Origin of the sequence: Magnetofaba australis IT-1 (genome assembly GCF_002109495.1) — a bacterium.
Taxonomy (GTDB): domain Bacteria; phylum Pseudomonadota; class Magnetococcia; order Magnetococcales; family Magnetococcaceae; genus Magnetofaba; species Magnetofaba australis.
The window spans coordinates 845,469-861,599 of record NZ_LVJN01000020.1 but is presented as its reverse complement, the minus strand read 5'-3'; the positions used below and the strand labels follow the sequence as shown (position 1 = coordinate 861,599).

The window sequence follows — 16,131 nt, the reverse complement described above, 5'->3', positions numbered from 1 at the left end:
CGCTCCCCCGGATCAGATCGACAGTTTGTTGAGACGACGATTGCGCACAATCATCGCCAGCAACACACGGGTGACAAAGATGGCGGTGAACATGGAGGCCACCAGACCGATGCTCAAGGTCACCGCAAAGCCCCGCACCGGGCCGGTGCCGAACTGGAACAGCACGATGGCGGTGATCAGGGTGGTGATGTTGGCGTCCAGAATGGTGGAGAACGCCTTGCCGTAGCCGTGATCAATGGCCGCCAAGGGCGTTTTGCCGCTGCGCAGCTCCTCGCGGATGCGCTCGAAGATCAGCACGTTGGCGTCCACCGCCATCCCCAGCAGCAGCACTGTCCCGGCCAGACCCGGCAGGGTCAGGGTGGCCTGCATCCCCGCCAGCACCGCGATGAGGATGATGATATTCAACACCACCGCCACATTGGCCAGCATGCCGAAGCCCTTGTAGTAGAGGGCCATGAAGATCACCACCAGAATGCCGCCGATGACGATGGAGTTGATCCCCTGGTTGACCGAATCGCGGCCCAGGGTAGGGCCAACGGTGCGCTCTTCAAGGATCTTCAGCGGCGCCGGCAGCGCGCCGGCGCGCAGCACGATGGCCAGATCATGGGCGTCTTGCGGCGAGAACGAGCCGCTGATGGAGGCTTGACCGCCGACGATCTTCTCGCGGATCACCGGCGCCGAGAAGACCACGCCGTCCAACACGATGGCCATGCGATCATTGACATGCTCGCCGGTCAGGCGGGCGAAGATGCGTCCGCCCAGACGGTCGAACTTCACCGACACGTAGGGCATGTTGTACTGGTCGTAACTGGGGCGGGCGTCATCCAGATGCTTACCCGACAGCACGGTGCGCTTCTTCAGCAGAATTTTGCCCGGGGCGATGCCGTCGCCTTTGTCCTGAAAGCTGTAGAGCGCTGTGCCCGGCGGCGCGCGACCAGTGGCCAGCGCCTGCTCGTTGTTCTTGTCGTCAACGATCTTGAACTCCAGGCGCGCGGTGCGGCCAATCAGATTCTTGGCGCGTTCGGGCTCCTTGACGCCGGGCAGCTGGATGATGATGCGATCCTTGCCCTGCTTCTGGATGCTGGGTTCCGCCACGCCGAATTCGTCAATGCGGGCGCGCATGATCTGAATCGCCTGCTGCACGGCGAACTCTTCGGTGCTCTTGATCTTCTCCGGCGTGAACACCAGTTCGAAACCGTCGGCGCCCTTGGGCGTAATCACGACGTCAGCCACCTCTTTTTTCAGCGCCGCCTCGATCTTGGCCGCCTCACTCTCCGGCGACAGACGCAGCGTGACGCGATCGACGCCGCTGCGGGCCACGCTGCGATAGCGGAAGCGCGCATCGCGCATCACCGACTTGACGGTATCCACCAGGCTCTCGGCGTCCTGTTCGACGGCCTTCTCCACCTCCACTTCATACAGCAGATAGAGACCGCCTTGCAGGTCCAGCCCCTGATGGATCTTATCGCCTTTGAGCCAAGCGGGCGGCGTATCCTCATACAGGGTGGGCAGAGCGAAATAGAGGGCGAGCAGGGAAACCGCGATCACCAATATGGGTTTCCAGATGGGCAACTGACGCATGGGGACAATCCTTGACCGACGACTCAAACCAACATGTCAGAGTAGGGCGCGGCCTCCGTTTACGCAGAGGCCGCGCAGTCACAGGCGATTAGGAGACCGTGGGGGTGTCCTTCTCTTTGCTCTTATCCTCAGCGGGCTCTTCGGCAGCGGAGGCGCCGCCGACGTTCTTGGCCACCATGCCGCCCACCATGTCGCGACGCACGCGCACGCGCACCGGCGATTTATCTTTACCACCCAGATCCACCATGGCCACTTCCAACTGAATCTCGCTCTCTTCCACGCGATGAATCACGCCGATCAAGCCGCCTGTGGTCACCACGCGGTCGCCGCGGCTGAGGTTGGCCACCATCTCTTTATGCTGTTTCTGCTGCTTCTGCTGCGGGCGGATCATCAGGAAGTAGAGCACCGCGAACATCAGCGCCATCAACACCAGCCCCTCGATGCCGCCGCCAGCAGGCGCAGCGCCAGCGTCTTGAGCGTAGGCGGAGGAGATCAACAGATCAGTCATGGGTCATTCCTCAAAAAAGGGTCACAATTTGCTTTTGGAGCCAGACAGAGTACACCATCACATCGCCGGACGAAACAGGCGCAAAAATGGCACGTGGTTTGCGGAATCACAAGCGGCAAGCACATGTCTGAAACAGAAGGAAGTTGGCCTGACGCAGGATGCGTCGGCGGCGTTGTAAAACCCTTGCGTTACCGCCGCATCAGAGCCAACGACGGACCTCTGCTTACCCTAAAGCATTGCGCTCACTACCAATTTGGGCGCACAATAGGAAGAGTTTGTCGCGCCCCGGACAGCCGCATCGCCGGGATGTGGCGCCCAAACGTCATTATCGCCAGCGCGTTATTCCCCATATGAGATAGCGGTTGGCAATCTGTAAAAACGGTGTGTTATGCCCCCACTGCCAGCAAAACTGGTCAGATTGGTCGATAAGATGCCCGCCTTTCCCAAGAGCGTGCATCGGGTGTTGCAATTGACCTCCGATCTGAATTTCCAGCCCAAGGATTTGGTCAGCATTATTGACCACGACCCGGTCATGACGCTGAAAATTCTGCGCATGGTCAACGCCTCCTATTTCGGCCTGTCGCGTAAGATCACCTCCATCAACCACGCCGTGGTGTTTGTGGGGATCAACACCGTCAAGAACCTGGCGCTTTCCGTCGCCACCCGTGGCATGCTGCCGAAAATCAATCAGGGCGGCCTGGACACCAATCAATTCCTGCTGCACTCGGTGGGCTGCGGCGCCATCGCCAAACTGCTGGCCCGTCGCCTGGGCGTTTCCGAGAAGGACTCCACCGACTTTTTCGTCGCCGGTCTGCTGCATGATTTCGGCAAAGTGGTGTTCTCGCAATACATGCCCGAGGAGTTCCGCGAGGCGATGCGCATCGCCAAGGAGCGCGGCATTTCGCTGTGCGAAGCCGAGCGCATCACCCTGGACGCTGACCACACCTTGATCGGCGCCACGCTGGGCGAGCGCTGGCAACTGCCCGAGGAGTTGGTGCGCGCCATTCGCGAGCATCACGACCCTGGCCCAGAAGAGTGCCTGTTGCGCGATTGTGTCTTTGTGGCCAACCAGATGGCCAAGAAGCTGGAGATCGGCTTTGCCGGCGACGCGCTGGTGGCGGATATGCCTGAGCGACTGCGCGAACGTTTCGGTATGGACTATGATGGTCTGTGCGAGAATCTGGAAAATCTTTGGGGCGAGCTGGAGCGCGCCCGCCTCTTTATTCATGTGTGATCGCGCCAGCATGCGATCGTTACTGATTCAACCGGCGCGGAGATCGGTATGAAAATCCGCTTTTGGGGGGTGCGGGGCTCCATCCCCTCCCCTGGCCAGAACACTGTGCGCTACGGCGGCAACACCACCTGTATTGAGGTGCGTTCCGACGACGGCCATGTGATGATCATCGATGCGGGCACTGGCATTTTCCCGTTGGCGCAGACGCTGTTGGCGAGCATGCCGCTGAACGTGCATCTGTTCATCACCCACACCCACTGGGATCACATCCAGGGTCTGCCGTTTTTCATTCCGCAATTTGTGCCCGGCAACAAGATTCACATTCACGGCGCTTACGACCCCATCAATCATCGCGATATTCGCGAGGTGTTGTCGCGTCAGTTGGAGTACAGCTACTTCCCGGTGCGCGAGGCCGAGCTCAAGGCCACGTTGGACTACACCACGTTGCGCGAGCGTCAGAGCGTACAGGTGGGCGACGCCACGGTGACCTGCATTCTAATGAACCACCCGGTGCTGAATTTCGGCTATCGGGTGGATTGCAATGGCAAGTCGATGTTCTTCACCGGCGATCATGAGCCGCTGTACAACATCTACGACCCGGAGGATGAGGATTACGAGGAGTACAAGACCTTCATGGATCAGAAGAACGACGCCATTGCGGAGTTCATCCATGGGGTCGACTACCTGATTGCCGACACCAGCTACACCACGGACGAGTATCCGCAGCGCATGGGGTGGGGTCATGGCACGTACGACACCAGTGTGGCCATGGCGCGGGCGGCGGGGGTGAAGAATCTGATCTTCACCCATCACGAGCCCACGCGCGGTGATGATGAGTTAGACAAACTGTTCGACCAAGCCATGGCCAACTATGAGAAGAAGCCGGGTGATCCGGAGTTGCACATCTCCCACGAGGGGCTGGAGTTCGAGTGGTAAGCGCAAAGTAAAAGTGTTTGCGGGAAAGAGTCCGAGCGAGGATTGTCTAATGGGCCTGCGGCTGGCCGCAGGCGGGGTCTGGGGGCCGCTGCCCCCAGCGGGTGTGGGCGGAGCCCACGGTGTGGCCGTGTCAGTAGTCTTTGGCCGTTTCCCCATCGAAGGAAATCCGAGCCCACAACCAGCGCCATGAAAAGCGCGGAATGACGAGCCCGCACGAAGGCCGTCGGGGAAACGGCAGGTGAGCAGGCCCGCAGGGCCGTCGTCCGGAGGACGGCGAACTGCTCTAAAACCCGACACTGGGAAAGGTTAAAAAGTGTTTGCGGGAAATATTTAGCGTTAATTTAACAATGCTAACAATCCGTGGCATAACATTGCGGGACGGTAATGAACAACAAAATTCCTTTAGCTAACAAGTCCGCCCTTCAAGCTATAATGTTGGGCTACCCACACCGCGATTATTCTGATACATTTGCTTATTTTTTTGCTGGGTCTTTAACACTCGGAATATTGGCATTAGTCATTGAGTTTGCGGGGGGAGGAGCATTTCACCTCACAATATTCGGGAAAATATTTCATCCAACCTCGACACTCTTATAGGAGGGATTGGAGTCGCACATCGTTTAAAACATTCAAACCGCTCCAAGAAAAAAATTGGAAGCATTGACTCTGAACTACAGAATTTTAACTTAAAATCTTCAGGCCCTCAAACGGTTAACTTTCTTAATGAGTCCCCTGAACAGACACTGGACGTTTTTGAGAATGAGTCTTATAGATAAGCAAATTTAGGCGTTCTCGGGATAACTCAATCAAGCTCCTTCCCGCAAACACTTTTCAACTTTCCCCCACTTCGAGTTCTACTGCATTCGCCGCCCTGCGGGCGACGGCCCTTCGGGCCTGCTCACTGCCGTTTCCCCGTTTGCCTTCCTACTCGCTCCCCGCTCTGCACTTCTCTTGCTGCTCTCTGCTGACTCGACTTTCCTTCAATGGGGAAACGGCATAAGACTACTGCCACGGCCACACCGTGGGGCGCCGCCCCACACCCCGCTGGGGGCGCGGCCCCCAGACCCCGCCGCCGACCAGTCGGCGGCCACCTTAGTCAGCGCGCGCTCGAGCTTGGTCACGCACACACTTTTACTCAATCACAATCTCCACTTCACCCTCACTCACCTGACCCGTCATCCGATTCACCTCAACCGCCCGCAGCGTGTACGCCCCCGGCTCCGGATACGCCACATGCACAAACGTGCCGCGCACCTCACGCCCATTGCCCAACACCCACACCACATCCCCCACGCCGCTATCAGCATTCAGCGCAATCCGCTCGCCCACTTTGAATTTCCGCCCCGCCTTGGGCTGCAGAATCGTCAACGGCGTCACCGGCATTTTGGGATCGATCACATGGATCTCGCGCACCTCGCGCGGCCCCTTGCGCCCCAACTGTGCGCCGATGAAAAACACCCCCGGCTTGGCGAAGCGCACCGTAAAGCTCTTGCTATCAATGGCCACCCGCTCACGCGGCGCCGTGGCCGCATACCAGTGCGGCGACTTGTCCGCCGGGAACCAATCCAGCTCAAACGTCACCGACTCCCCCGGCTTGATGGTGACCATGCGGGTATCGGGCTTGAGAATGCGCAACCAACGCGGATCCACCTCCTCCTTCTTGTCTTCCCCCAGCAGCCCCTCCAACCCCCAAGAGGCCAACGAGGGCGCGGCAGACGCAGTGGATGCGCCAAACTGAACCATCAACGCCGCCAGCGCAGGAAGAATCCACCCGGTTACTGCTCTGTTCATTGCCATCATCAACCCCTTCACTGCACCTGAATCATCACTGTGGCGTCACGACGCTTGCCGCTGCCCGCTTCGATATCATACACCCGAATGCGATGTTGCCCGGCCTTGGTGAACACCGCCGTGCCCATGGCCCCACGCACCACCCGTCCATCGCCCAACTCCCACACCACATGGGGCTGCGCCCCTTTGGCGTGGAGGGGAATCGGCGCGCCCACCGCAAAACGATGCCCGCGTTGAGGCGACACAATGCTCAGTTCATCGGCTGGCTGCAACGCCTTATCCACTAGAATACGGCGGAAAATCTGCCGCTTGTGCGCATCGGTCACCACCACCACCCGCACCCCGGGGCGCACGAATTGGTGCGCGAATCGGCCGTCACTATTCAACGCATGGGGCCCCTTGTCATGCCCCAGCACCTTCCAACTCGCCTGGGTCAGCCCCTCCCCCTGCACCTCAAAGGTCACCGTCTGTCCCTGCTGTACGGTAATCTGCGGATCGGAGGGCGTCACCCAACGCAAAGCAGAAGCCTCTTTGGCGTGGGCGATGGAGACGCCCAGCCACATCACAACAATCGCCATCATGGCGCGAACCCACTTCATTCTGACTCTCCCGATTGACCCGCCGCGCTTTTGCGCGCAGCGGTGGATTTCCTGGTGGGCGCTCTCTTTGCGGGCGCCTTACCTGTTTTGGACTTCGCCGCAGCCCTGCCCGGTTTCTTGATGGGTGGGTCTGAGGCTGCAAGCCAACTCTCCAACGCCGCAATCACCCGTTTGAGCGGCGGCAGATCGCTGAACAGAAAACCGTGCTGCGCAAACCACGTCGACTGCTCCAACGCCCGCGCCACATCCTTCTCTTTGGCCAACGCGCGATCCACGCCGATGCACAGCGGCAATTGCGCATTCTCACCCAGATAGGCCAGCCGATGCAGCAATGGCCCACGGTGCCAACGGTGGAACATCTCCAATGGAATCGTGGTCCCGCTCTCATGGGCGAAAGCGAAATCCGCCGCCAACAACTCCTGCCGCCCCAAATCCAACAGCGGCGGCTCATCCAGCAGACGCCACGGGCCGCCCGCCTCGGTCAGCGCCGCCGCCAGCACGTCGAATGCGGGCGGACGGTAAGCGGTGGTCTGGCGGTAGTAGTTCTTTAGGCCGCTGCTCTCATCCAGCGCCAAATCCGCGCGCTGTTTGCCGCGCATCTGAATCTTCGCCTCAATGCGCCAGCGTTTCATCAGCAGCAACGCCGGGAAGAACAGCGCCAGTTGCAGGCCGTATTTGTTGGTGTTCATCAATACGCTGAGGGGACCATCCAGGGTCAATTGAATGGCGCCGTCGGCCTGTTTGCGCACCTCCGCCAGCAGTTGCTGGAATTTCAGATGGCGCAGCAGCAGTCGCACATGGCCGGGGTCGTCGTCGTGAATGGTGGCGGTCAACTGCTCGCAGCGCAGCAGCAACCCCTGCACCTGGGAGACGTTGTAGCGATTGAGCAGATCCCCCGGTTTGATGGGGCGAAATTTCACCAACGGCTGCCGGTTGGGCAGATCGGCGTAGAGGCGCTCGGCCAGGGCGTCGGGATGCTCGCCGAACGGCTCCGCCAACAGGCGGCGAAACTCGGTCAGGTCGCCCATATCCGCTTCACTGAGCAGCTCGGCGGAGCGCTGCAACACCTGCATGCGAAACTCGCTCAGACCCGCCTCCGGCTCGCGGAATTCGCAGCGGTTCTGCAACAGCTTGTCCAGCCCCTTGAGAATCTTGGGGCTGCGGTAGCCGCTGGCGATCACTGGCTGGGCCATCTCCGCCAGCCCCTCGCGGGACTCCCCTTCGCCCTGGGCGTAGAGGTCGATCAGATCCCCCGTGGCGCGCAGCAGCGCCTGGTTCTCCACATCCACAAAGCGTGGATGGATCTCCCCCTTGCGCTGGTTGAAGCGTAGATGTTCGCCGCCTAGCATTGGCCTCTGTCTCCGCTCGGCTTCGAGGCGCCGTCAAAACAGGGAAGATTTGAGATATTGAGGGCTCTGCCCTCAAACTCCCGAAGATCAACGACCACACCGTGGGGCGCCGCCCCATTGATTGTTGATACGGCTTCGCCTATGGCCGCTGGGGGCGCGGCCCCCAGACCCCGGAAAGTCCCGCCATAAATGTCGGGACTTTCCACCTTTTCGATCTTCGCGGAACATGTGCTACTCATCCTGACCGCCGTTCTCATCCAGAATGAGCTGGTCCTTCTGATACGCAGCATGCTGCCTGCGTCTCTCGCTGGTGAACTGCTCGGCGGTGTCCTCGCTCACCAACTCATACAGCACCGCCCGCTTACCCTCTCGCGGACGCAGAATCCGCCCCAACCGCTGCACATGCTCGCGCACCGAGCCGGTGCCGGAGACGATAATTCCCACCGCCACGTCGGGCACATCCACCCCCTCGTTGAGCACGCGGCTGGTGACCATGGACTTCACCTCCCCGGCGCGAAACGCCGCCAGCAGCGCCTTGCGCTCGGCCAGCTTGGTCTTATGGGTGATCACCGGCAGAAAGAAGGTTTCGCCAATGGCGTAGGCGGTGGCGTTGTCATCGGTGAACAGGATCGATTGCTCCGTGCGATGCCGCCGCAGCAATCCCCACACCGCGCGCAGTTTGGCCCGTGAGGCCCGCGCAATGCGCTTTTGCGTCTGATACGCCTTGAACGCGGCGCGCCCCTCGGCGGAGCGGGCGCAGAACATGATGAAGTTGTTCCAGCCGTTGGGCCCGCCCAGGCGGATGCCGTTGGCGGCGACAAAGCCTCGGTAATGGGCGTAGGCGGCGTCATACGCCTGCCGCTCGTCATCATCGAGGATCACCGGGATCTTCTCCAGATCATACGGGGCCAGATACTCCCCCTCCAGATGGGCGATCTCCACCCGGTGACACAGCGGACCCAGCAGTTCGTAGATCGCCTCTTCGCCGCCGTCGGTGCGCTCGGGGGTGGCGGTAAGCCCCAGCCGGAACGGCGCAATGCTCATCACCGCCGCCAAGCGGTTGGTGGGAGTGGGCAGATGGTGGCACTCGTCGCAGATCAGCAGGCCGAAACGGTCGCCGATGCGCTCCATGTGGATGGCGGCGGAGTCATAGGTGCAGACGGTGAGCGGCTGAATATCGAACTCGCCGCCGCCGATGACGCCGATGGGCATGTCAAACGCCGCGCCCATCTGCTCCGACCACTGGTGCAGCAGGTCGATGGTGGGCGCCAGCACGATGGCGTCGCGCTTGACCCGCTCAATGGCCATCCGCGCCACCAGCGATTTGCCCGAGCCGGTGGGCATCACCACCACGCCGTTGTGCTCCTGCTCGGCCCAGGCGCGCATGGCCTGCTGCTGGTGCGGACGCGGGGTCAGCCCTTCACGGGAGTGAAAATCGCGTTTCTCGAATCCGCGCGCCTCGTCATGGAACGCCTCCCCGGCCCGATGCAGCGCCAGGGCGATGGGACCATAGTGGCGCGCCTGCGCTCGGTAGGCGCTGATGCGCGCATCCCACGTCAGCCACTTCGCCGCCGGGGCCAGCCGCTCGGGGTCGCCGCTGATGCGCAGCGCGCCGCGATCGAAGGTGATGCGGATCACCGCACGCCGCCTATGCCGGAATTACTCGCCATCATCGCTTTCCGCAAACGCCGGACGATTGCGCTCATAGCCGTAGATCATCTTCAAACGCGCCTCATTGCGCGCCACATCGTGGCGGGAGAAGGCGGCAAACGAGCCATCCTCCACCTCCAAGGTGACAAAGCGCTGCGCCCTGTTCTCGCCGCTGCCGCCAGCAATGGGCTCAGGCCGCGCCAGTTGCGCGCGCAGATCCGCCAAGGTCTCGATGGGTTCGCCATTGGCGCTGAGGATCACATCGCCAACGCCCAGTTTGCGACTGCGGTGCACCGGCGAGTTGTCGAACACATGGGTGATCACCACCCGCGCCCGCCCCCGGTTTTCGCTCAAGCGATAGGGCGCCAGCCACTCCACCAACCCGCCGCCGCGATACTTGGTCAGATAGCTCAGGATCTTGACATTGAGTGGCTGGAACACCGCTCCGCCCCAGATCTCATAGTCGATGGGATCGCCCAGACGCAGATCGCCAATGGCCTGTTCGGGGTAGGGTTGCAGGGTCACATCGGTCTGCTGCAGCGCGCCGTCGCGATAGAAGCGCAGCGGCAGGGTTTGACCGTTGGCGTAGCGTCGCAGCAGCGGGGCCAGCCCCATCTGCCGCCCATTAGGCAATTGGCCAATGGCGCGAAAGTTGATTGGGGAGTCGCCCAACTGCGTGATCACGTCCAGGCGCCGCAACCCGGCGGCATCCGCCGCTCCGCCCGGCTCCACCCGGGTGAGAAGAATGCCCCTCTTCTCCGGCATGCCGAGAAACTCGGCGGTGTTGGCGTCCATGCCGCGCCAGCCGATGCCCAGCGCCGGGAATTGCGCCTGCCCCTCCCGCAGACCCGGCAACAGACTCTTGATGGCGTTGATGGGGATGATGAAGCCGATATTCTCGGATTTGCGCCGCACCTTGCTGTTGATGCCGATCACTCCGCCCTGGCCATCCAGCGACGGCCCGCCGCTATTGCCGGGATTGAGCGCGGAGTTGGTCTGGATGAACTGATAGACCCCCGAAGCGCTGCGGGTAAAGCCGCTGACAATACCCTCGGTGACGGTCAGATGTTCGGTGGGATAGCCTAGCGCCACGACCCCCTCGCCCGCCGCCAGTTGATCAGAGTCGGCCAGTTTGAGCACGGTGATTTTGCCCCCGTGCATCTTTAAAAACCGTTCACGTTCATACTCTTTGAGTTTGAGTAGGGCCACGTCGCCCTTCTCAAAAATCGCCACCAACTGCGCCTCAAAGCGATCAAAGCCCGAGCGCGGGGTGGTCAGCACAATGGAGGCGGGCTGACGGATAAACACCCCCTCCTTATTCACCTGCACCCCGCCCAGCACATGGGCGTTGGTCAGCAGATGCCCGGCGTCATCGATAAAGAACGCCGCCCCGCGCGTGGCGCCGGTGGGCTCGGGGCCAAGGAAGGGTTGCAGCACCGACTGACGGGTGGCGTGGGAGGTGACCCGCACCACGCCGTCACGATAGCGTGAGACGATTTCCGCCCAATCCAGCCCCGGAGCGGCTTGCGCCGTGGAGATCAGAGCAACAAACAGCGCCGCAAGCGGCGTGAGAACACGCAAAAACCACGATGTGGAGAGCATGGGGAGTCGCCCGACGGTTGGAGAAATAGCTGCAGCGGGCATTGTGGCGCAGAGCGCGCGCGGATGCAAACGGCGTATCAGTCGCGCAGTTCGTTGGGCAGACGCTCGGCCAACTCCAGGTCGGCGGTGAGGGTGTGGCGGATAAACCACAGTTGAAGGGCGTCGAACAGCGCGCCCAGATCCTCAATGCGGTCTTCGGGATCCGACAGCGCTGAGAGCGCGCCATCCAGGCTTTGCGAGAAGGAGTCGTGATCGGCCAAATGCACGGCGGCCAACTCCGGCGCATAGCGCTCCAGCAGCTCTTTTTCGTGTTCGAAGTGGGCTTGGAAGCGGGTCTGGATTTTGCGCACGAAGGGGCTGGGGTCGATGCCGTAAGCTTCGTGAATGGCGGCGCAGTAGAAGGCGTTGAGGGTGCGCGCCAACTCACCGTGTTCGCGATCCAGAGTGGGCGCGCCCAGACTCAACTCCTGCGACCAGTCGAGCATGTCGTCGGTCACGCCGCACACTTCATTGGGGCGGTGGTCGCAATAGATGCGCGCGTAGTCCAGATCTTCATGGCGAATGTGCCGCGCCAAGGCGTCTTTCAACTGCACCTTGAGCGCCAGCAGGCGAATGGGCGTGACGCTGCTTGAGAGCTCTCGGATCACCAGACCCATACGCCTGAGCAGACGCGCGTGGGCGTTGCGATGGGCTTGCAGACGGGGGTAGTGCTGATCAGTGAGAAACTTCTCTTCACTGAGGAAATGCGCTTGGGCGGAGTGAGCCATACGCTTGATCTGTTCGACCAGTTGCGCAGGTTCGGCGGTTGGCGGGGTCGTCAGGAAGTCGTTGAGCACGGCCAGACATTCGCCGTGCCCTCGATCGAAAGAAGGGCAGCCGCTGAGCATCGCCACATTGGGCGGCAGAGGGGCCAACTGCAAGCTGATCATATCCACTCCTGACGCAACACGCGCGGATCACATCCCGTGACTCCCGTGCGCGCCGCTAAGCGGAACCGGCGCCTTGCGGCGTCCTCGACGCCTCCCCCCCCGAAAGGACGCCATATTAGACGTTTATGATATTAACCAGAAACATCCCATCTGTAAATGTCAGAAATGTGAATAATGGACACAAAAACGCCCACCCCGCTTCACACAGCGGCGTGGGCGTTCAGCGGCGCAATCAGGGTCGCCAGGAGATAAAATTCTCCAGCAGCTTCAGCCCATTGTTCTGGCTCTTCTCCGGGTGAAACTGGGTCGCGAAGAGGTTGTCGCGCGCCACCGCGGCGGTGAACGGCGCGCCATACATGGCCGTGCCCGCCATATGGCCCAGATCATCAGGTCGTCCATGGAAAGAGTGCACAAAATAGAAGAACGACTTGTCGTCGATGCCGTTCCACAAAGGGTGCTTCTGCGCCTGTTTGACGCGGCTCCAGCCCATGTGCGGCACTTTGAGCAGACGGGTATCGTCCGCCGGGTCGGGCATATCGGTGGGAAAACCCACCACTGAACCGGGGATCAGCCCCAACCCCGGGTGCACGCCGAACTCATGCCCTTCGCTAAACAGCATCTGCATGCCCACGCAGATGCCGAAGAAGGGTTTGCCCGCTTCGATGTGCGCCAGCACCGGCTCGGTGAGCCCGGTCTCATCCAGATTGCGACGGCAATCGGCAAACGCGCCCACCCCCGGCAACACAATGTGCGAAGCCGCCGCCACATCCTCGGGCCGCGCGCTCACCGTCACATCGCCGCCCACCTTCTCCAGCGCTTTGGAGACCGAACGCAAATTGCCTGAACCGTAATCGACCACCGTGATCATCGCTGCTCCTCGTTCAACACAAATCCGGCTCTTGACTCCCCTGGCGCTCAGGCGCTCAGGGTCCCCTTGGTGCTGGGGGTTGCGCCGCCGCGCTGGGGGTCGATGGCGCACGCCGCGCGCAGCGCCCGCGCCAACGCCTTGAAACAGCACTCGGCGATGTGATGGCTATTGCTGCCGCGCAGCAGATCCACATGCATGCTCACCCCGGCGTTGATGGCGAAGGCGTAGAACCACTCGCGAAACAACTCGGCGTCGAAATCACCGATCTTCTGCGAGGGAAAATTCACCTCCCAATGCAGAAAGGGGCGATTGGAGATATCCACCACCACCCGCGCCAGCGCCTCATCCAGCGGCACATAGGCGTGGCCATAGCGCTGAATCCCGGCGCGATCGCCGATGGCCTGGCGAAACGCCTGGCCCATGGCGATGCCCACATCCTCCACCGTGTGGTGGGCGTCGATGTGCAGATCGCCGCGGGCGCGCACGCTCAGATCCATCAGCCCATGGCGGGCGATCTGGTCGAGCATGTGGTCGAAGAAGCCCACCCCGGTATCCAGTTGGCCGACGCCAGAGCCATCCAGATTCCACATAACGGTGATTTCGGTTTCAGCGGTCTTGCGCTGCTTTTCGGCGCTGCGTTGCATGATCGAACCTCGATTGCGCATTCGCGATTGACGCCTCCGCACAAGCCGGAACGCCACACGATATAAAGACAGGGAAACGCTCCATTCTAGCGCATTTTCTTCATCTGGTCACCTCGTTGCGCCGCCGCCGCGTCGACCTCGGCAAAAACAGGCCCTCCTTTTGCAGAAGCGGGCAAGAATCTCCGCACGCCCAGCGCGCCGAGCTACCGACAAACAGCGCAAAATCCCGCGCCAGGCCTCACTTTTCCTCGCTTTCGCCGCATGGCGCGCGGTTTGCTTGATGCGTCATATGGACGTCGCTGGGCCTCCCCCATCGACAGCGAACCAACGGCCTGATGGTCAGGCCGTCTCATTCACCATGGAGCCTTGTATCATGTACGGCGTTCCCCGCACCAAGAAGAAGAAGTCCGATCAGCCCCGCTTCAGCGGCGAGCCGGCCACCACCCTGCTGTATCGCGCCATGCTGCTCTATTCGGCCATGTTCGCGCTGCAGGCGCTGGTGTAACGACCCAGAGACATCGCCTCCTTTTCATCGGACGAACGAGGGGGCGATGGGCTCACCCACCCTCAGAGCCCTCCGCCCGCATTCACATCCTCGCGCCTCCTGCGTTCGAACAATTCCCCTGACGCTGGACTTTTTTGCCAATTTGCGGCACGATGCGCTTCCCGAATTCGGTTCATCTTGCCCTGCGCCGCGCGCGCCGCATCCAGCTATCCGAGGTTCCAGCGCCATGATCGTCATCCCCGCCATTGATCTCAAAGACGGCCTGTGCGTGCGCCTGTTTCAAGGCCTCATGGAGCGCGGCACAGTCTACTCCGACAACCCCGGCGCCACCGCCAAACGCTGGGCCCGCGAAGGCGCCGAGCGCATGCACGTGGTGGATCTCAACGGCGCGTTTGAGGGCAAACCAGTCAACGCCGAGGCGATCCGCGAAATCCGCAAGGCCATCGACATCCCCATGCAGTTGGGCGGCGGCATCCGCGACATGGCCACCATCCAGAGCTACTTCGACATGGGCGTGGATCGCGCCATCATCGGCTCGGCGGCGCTGCGCGATCCCGACTTTGTGAAAGCCGCGTGCCGCAAATTCCCCGACCGCATCAGCGTCGGCATCGACGCCCGCGATGGCCGCGTCGCCGTGGAGGGTTGGGCCGAAACCTCCAATGTCACCACCCTGGAGCTGGCGCAGAAGTTCGAAGACGCCGGCGTGGCGGAGATCATCTTCACCGACATCTCCCGCGACGGCGCCCTGTGCGGCCCCAACACAGAAGCCACCCGCCAATTGGCCGAGGCGATCACCATCCCCGTCATCGCCTCCGGCGGCGTCTCCCAGCTCATGGATATCCGCATGCTGCTGGCCAACGCCGGTCCCTACGCCAATGGCAACCGCATCAGCGGCGTGATCACCGGCAAGGCGATCTACGATGGCCGTTTGAGCTTCCCGGAAGCGGTGCGCCTGACCACCGACGCCCCCAACGGCGTCGGCTGAGCGGGCAAAACGGGATTGCTGGTGGACGCCGCCAGGCCAATTCCGGCATAATCTATCGCCATGTGAAACTCCCGAGTTGCTTGCGTGCACAACCATTTGCCCGCTCGCGAACCCGTCTGCAGGCTGCATGGCCAGGCAGACCTTGAGATAACGATACCAAGCACATGCTGGCAAAACGCATCATACCCTGTCTGGACGTCAAAGCGGGCCGCGTGGTCAAAGGGGTCAATTTCGTTGGCCTGCGCGACGCGGGCGATCCGGTGGAAGCGGCGATCCGCTACAACGAGGAGAGCGCCGACGAGCTCACCTTTCTGGACATCACCGCCAGCCACGAAGAGCGCGACATCATCGTCGACATCGTGCGCGCCACCGCCGAGCAGGTGTTCATTCCGCTGACCGTGGGCGGCGGCATCCGCGTCAATGACGACATCCGCAAAATGCTCATCGCCGGGGCCGACAAGGTCTCCATCAACACCTCGGCGGTCAAACGCCCGGAGTTCGTGCAGGAGGCGGCGCGTCAGTTCGGTTCGCAGTGCATCGTGGTGGCCATCGACGCCAAGTGCGTGGACACCGACGCCGAGGGACGCCCCATCCGCTGGGAGATCTTCACCCACGGCGGACGGGAGCCCACCGGCTTGGACGCCATTGAGTGGGCCAAGCGCATGGAGGCCTATGGCGCAGGCGAAATCCTGCTCACCTCCATGGATAAGGACGGCGCCAAGACCGGCTATGATCTGCGCCTGACCCGCGCCATCTCCGATGCGGTGACCATCCCGGTGATCGCCTCCGGCGGCGTGGGGCAGATGTCGCACATGCTCGACGGTCTGCGCGAAGGCGGCGCCAGCGCGGTGTTGGCGGCGTCGATCTTCCACTTCCGCCAGCACACCATCCCGGAAGTGAAAGCGTATCTGCGCGACAATGGCGTGGAAGTGCGCCTGTAATCATCGTCT

Annotated in this window: 15 protein-coding genes; 5 read left to right on the top strand and 10 right to left on the bottom strand. The window is 61.7% G+C overall.

Annotated elements, in window-relative coordinates:
• Positions 1-12: 12 nt before the first annotated feature.
• Positions 13-1,581: a protein translocase subunit SecD gene (gene secD / locus MAIT1_RS15950; RefSeq protein ID WP_085444544.1), complete on the bottom strand. Its 1,569-nt coding sequence runs from the start codon at positions 1,579-1,581 to the stop codon at positions 13-15.
• Between the two features lie 88 nt (positions 1,582-1,669).
• Positions 1,670-2,089, bottom strand: a complete 420-nt coding sequence (gene yajC, locus MAIT1_RS15945) for a preprotein translocase subunit YajC (RefSeq protein WP_085444543.1) — start codon at positions 2,087-2,089, stop codon at positions 1,670-1,672.
• 430 nt (positions 2,090-2,519) lie between these two features.
• Here yajC and MAIT1_RS15940 point away from each other — a divergent pair, with 430 nt between their 5' ends.
• Both MAIT1_RS15940 and MAIT1_RS15935 read left to right on the top strand, forming a co-directional pair.
• On the top strand, positions 2,520-3,323 hold the full coding sequence (locus MAIT1_RS15940; RefSeq protein WP_198947920.1) for an HDOD domain-containing protein: 804 nt from the start codon (positions 2,520-2,522) through the stop codon (positions 3,321-3,323).
• A gap of 48 nt (positions 3,324-3,371) precedes the next feature.
• On the top strand, positions 3,372-4,259 hold the full coding sequence (locus tag MAIT1_RS15935; RefSeq protein WP_085444541.1) for an MBL fold metallo-hydrolase: 888 nt from the start codon (positions 3,372-3,374) through the stop codon (positions 4,257-4,259).
• Positions 4,260-5,390: 1,131 nt separating this feature from the next.
• Here the strand turns inward: MAIT1_RS15935 and MAIT1_RS15930 are convergent.
• From MAIT1_RS15930 to hisB, 8 genes are all read right to left on the bottom strand, one after another.
• Positions 5,391-6,050: a cupredoxin domain-containing protein gene (locus MAIT1_RS15930; protein ID WP_143814880.1), complete on the bottom strand. Its 660-nt coding sequence runs from the start codon at positions 6,048-6,050 to the stop codon at positions 5,391-5,393.
• A gap of 17 nt (positions 6,051-6,067) precedes the next feature.
• Positions 6,068-6,649, bottom strand: a complete 582-nt coding sequence (locus MAIT1_RS15925) for a hypothetical protein (RefSeq protein ID WP_085444539.1) — start codon at positions 6,647-6,649, stop codon at positions 6,068-6,070.
• Positions 6,646-7,998, bottom strand: a complete 1,353-nt coding sequence (locus tag MAIT1_RS15920) for a DUF790 family protein (RefSeq protein WP_085444538.1) — start codon at positions 7,996-7,998, stop codon at positions 6,646-6,648. The genes MAIT1_RS15925 and MAIT1_RS15920 overlap by 4 nt, the downstream gene beginning before the upstream one ends.
• A gap of 231 nt (positions 7,999-8,229) precedes the next feature.
• The gene (locus tag MAIT1_RS15915; RefSeq protein WP_085444537.1) at positions 8,230-9,636 is read right to left on the bottom strand and encodes a DEAD/DEAH box helicase; all 1,407 of its coding nucleotides are present in this window, start codon (positions 9,634-9,636) and stop codon (positions 8,230-8,232) included.
• Between the two features lie 21 nt (positions 9,637-9,657).
• Positions 9,658-11,250 (bottom strand): trypsin-like peptidase domain-containing protein, encoded by a 1,593-nt coding sequence (locus MAIT1_RS15910; protein ID WP_158089546.1) that lies wholly within the window; start codon positions 11,248-11,250, stop codon positions 9,658-9,660.
• Positions 11,251-11,327: 77 nt separating this feature from the next.
• Entirely contained in the window at positions 11,328-12,179 is an 852-nt protein-coding gene (locus MAIT1_RS15905) for a bacteriohemerythrin (protein WP_085444535.1), read from the bottom strand.
• A gap of 232 nt (positions 12,180-12,411) precedes the next feature.
• Complete coding sequence (hisH, locus tag MAIT1_RS15900; protein ID WP_085444534.1) at positions 12,412-13,047, bottom strand: imidazole glycerol phosphate synthase subunit HisH; 636 nt, start codon at positions 13,045-13,047, stop codon at positions 12,412-12,414.
• A 47-nt stretch (positions 13,048-13,094) separates the two neighbouring features.
• Positions 13,095-13,691 (bottom strand): imidazoleglycerol-phosphate dehydratase HisB, encoded by a 597-nt coding sequence (hisB, locus tag MAIT1_RS15895; RefSeq protein ID WP_143814879.1) that lies wholly within the window; start codon positions 13,689-13,691, stop codon positions 13,095-13,097.
• A 373-nt stretch (positions 13,692-14,064) separates the two neighbouring features.
• Here hisB and MAIT1_RS22490 point away from each other — a divergent pair, with 373 nt between their 5' ends.
• From MAIT1_RS22490 to hisF, 3 genes are all read left to right on the top strand, one after another.
• Positions 14,065-14,196 (top strand): hypothetical protein, encoded by a 132-nt coding sequence (locus MAIT1_RS22490; protein ID WP_275531639.1) that lies wholly within the window; start codon positions 14,065-14,067, stop codon positions 14,194-14,196.
• 226 nt (positions 14,197-14,422) lie between these two features.
• On the top strand, positions 14,423-15,181 hold the full coding sequence (gene hisA / locus MAIT1_RS15890; RefSeq protein ID WP_085444532.1) for a 1-(5-phosphoribosyl)-5-[(5-phosphoribosylamino)methylideneamino]imidazole-4-carboxamide isomerase: 759 nt from the start codon (positions 14,423-14,425) through the stop codon (positions 15,179-15,181).
• Between the two features lie 164 nt (positions 15,182-15,345).
• Positions 15,346-16,122, top strand: a complete 777-nt coding sequence (gene hisF / locus MAIT1_RS15885; protein ID WP_085444531.1) for an imidazole glycerol phosphate synthase subunit HisF — start codon at positions 15,346-15,348, stop codon at positions 16,120-16,122.
• Positions 16,123-16,131: the final 9 nt, after the last annotated feature.

Bases quoted from the DNA above. Each gene is read 5' to 3' on its own strand.
- secD (WP_085444544.1), bottom strand. From the start codon at position 1,581: ATGCGTCAGTTGCCCATCTGGAAACCCATATTGGTGATCGCGGTTTCC.
- yajC (WP_085444543.1), bottom strand. From the start codon at position 2,089: ATGACTGATCTGTTGATCTCCTCCGCCTACGCTCAAGACGCTGGCGCT.
- MAIT1_RS15940 (WP_198947920.1), top strand. From the start codon at position 2,520: ATGCCCGCCTTTCCCAAGAGCGTGCATCGGGTGTTGCAATTGACCTCC.
- MAIT1_RS15935 (WP_085444541.1), top strand. From the start codon at position 3,372: ATGAAAATCCGCTTTTGGGGGGTGCGGGGCTCCATCCCCTCCCCTGGC.
- MAIT1_RS15930 (WP_143814880.1), bottom strand. From the start codon at position 6,050: ATGAACAGAGCAGTAACCGGGTGGATTCTTCCTGCGCTGGCGGCGTTG.
- MAIT1_RS15925 (WP_085444539.1), bottom strand. From the start codon at position 6,649: ATGAAGTGGGTTCGCGCCATGATGGCGATTGTTGTGATGTGGCTGGGC.
- MAIT1_RS15920 (WP_085444538.1), bottom strand. From the start codon at position 7,998: ATGCTAGGCGGCGAACATCTACGCTTCAACCAGCGCAAGGGGGAGATC.
- MAIT1_RS15910 (WP_158089546.1), bottom strand. From the start codon at position 11,250: ATGCTCTCCACATCGTGGTTTTTGCGTGTTCTCACGCCGCTTGCGGCG.
- MAIT1_RS15905 (WP_085444535.1), bottom strand. From the start codon at position 12,179: ATGATCAGCTTGCAGTTGGCCCCTCTGCCGCCCAATGTGGCGATGCTC.
- hisH (WP_085444534.1), bottom strand. From the start codon at position 13,047: ATGATCACGGTGGTCGATTACGGTTCAGGCAATTTGCGTTCGGTCTCC.
- hisB (WP_143814879.1), bottom strand. From the start codon at position 13,691: ATGCAACGCAGCGCCGAAAAGCAGCGCAAGACCGCTGAAACCGAAATC.
- MAIT1_RS22490 (WP_275531639.1), top strand. From the start codon at position 14,065: ATGTACGGCGTTCCCCGCACCAAGAAGAAGAAGTCCGATCAGCCCCGC.
- hisA (WP_085444532.1), top strand. From the start codon at position 14,423: ATGATCGTCATCCCCGCCATTGATCTCAAAGACGGCCTGTGCGTGCGC.
- hisF (WP_085444531.1), top strand. From the start codon at position 15,346: ATGCTGGCAAAACGCATCATACCCTGTCTGGACGTCAAAGCGGGCCGC.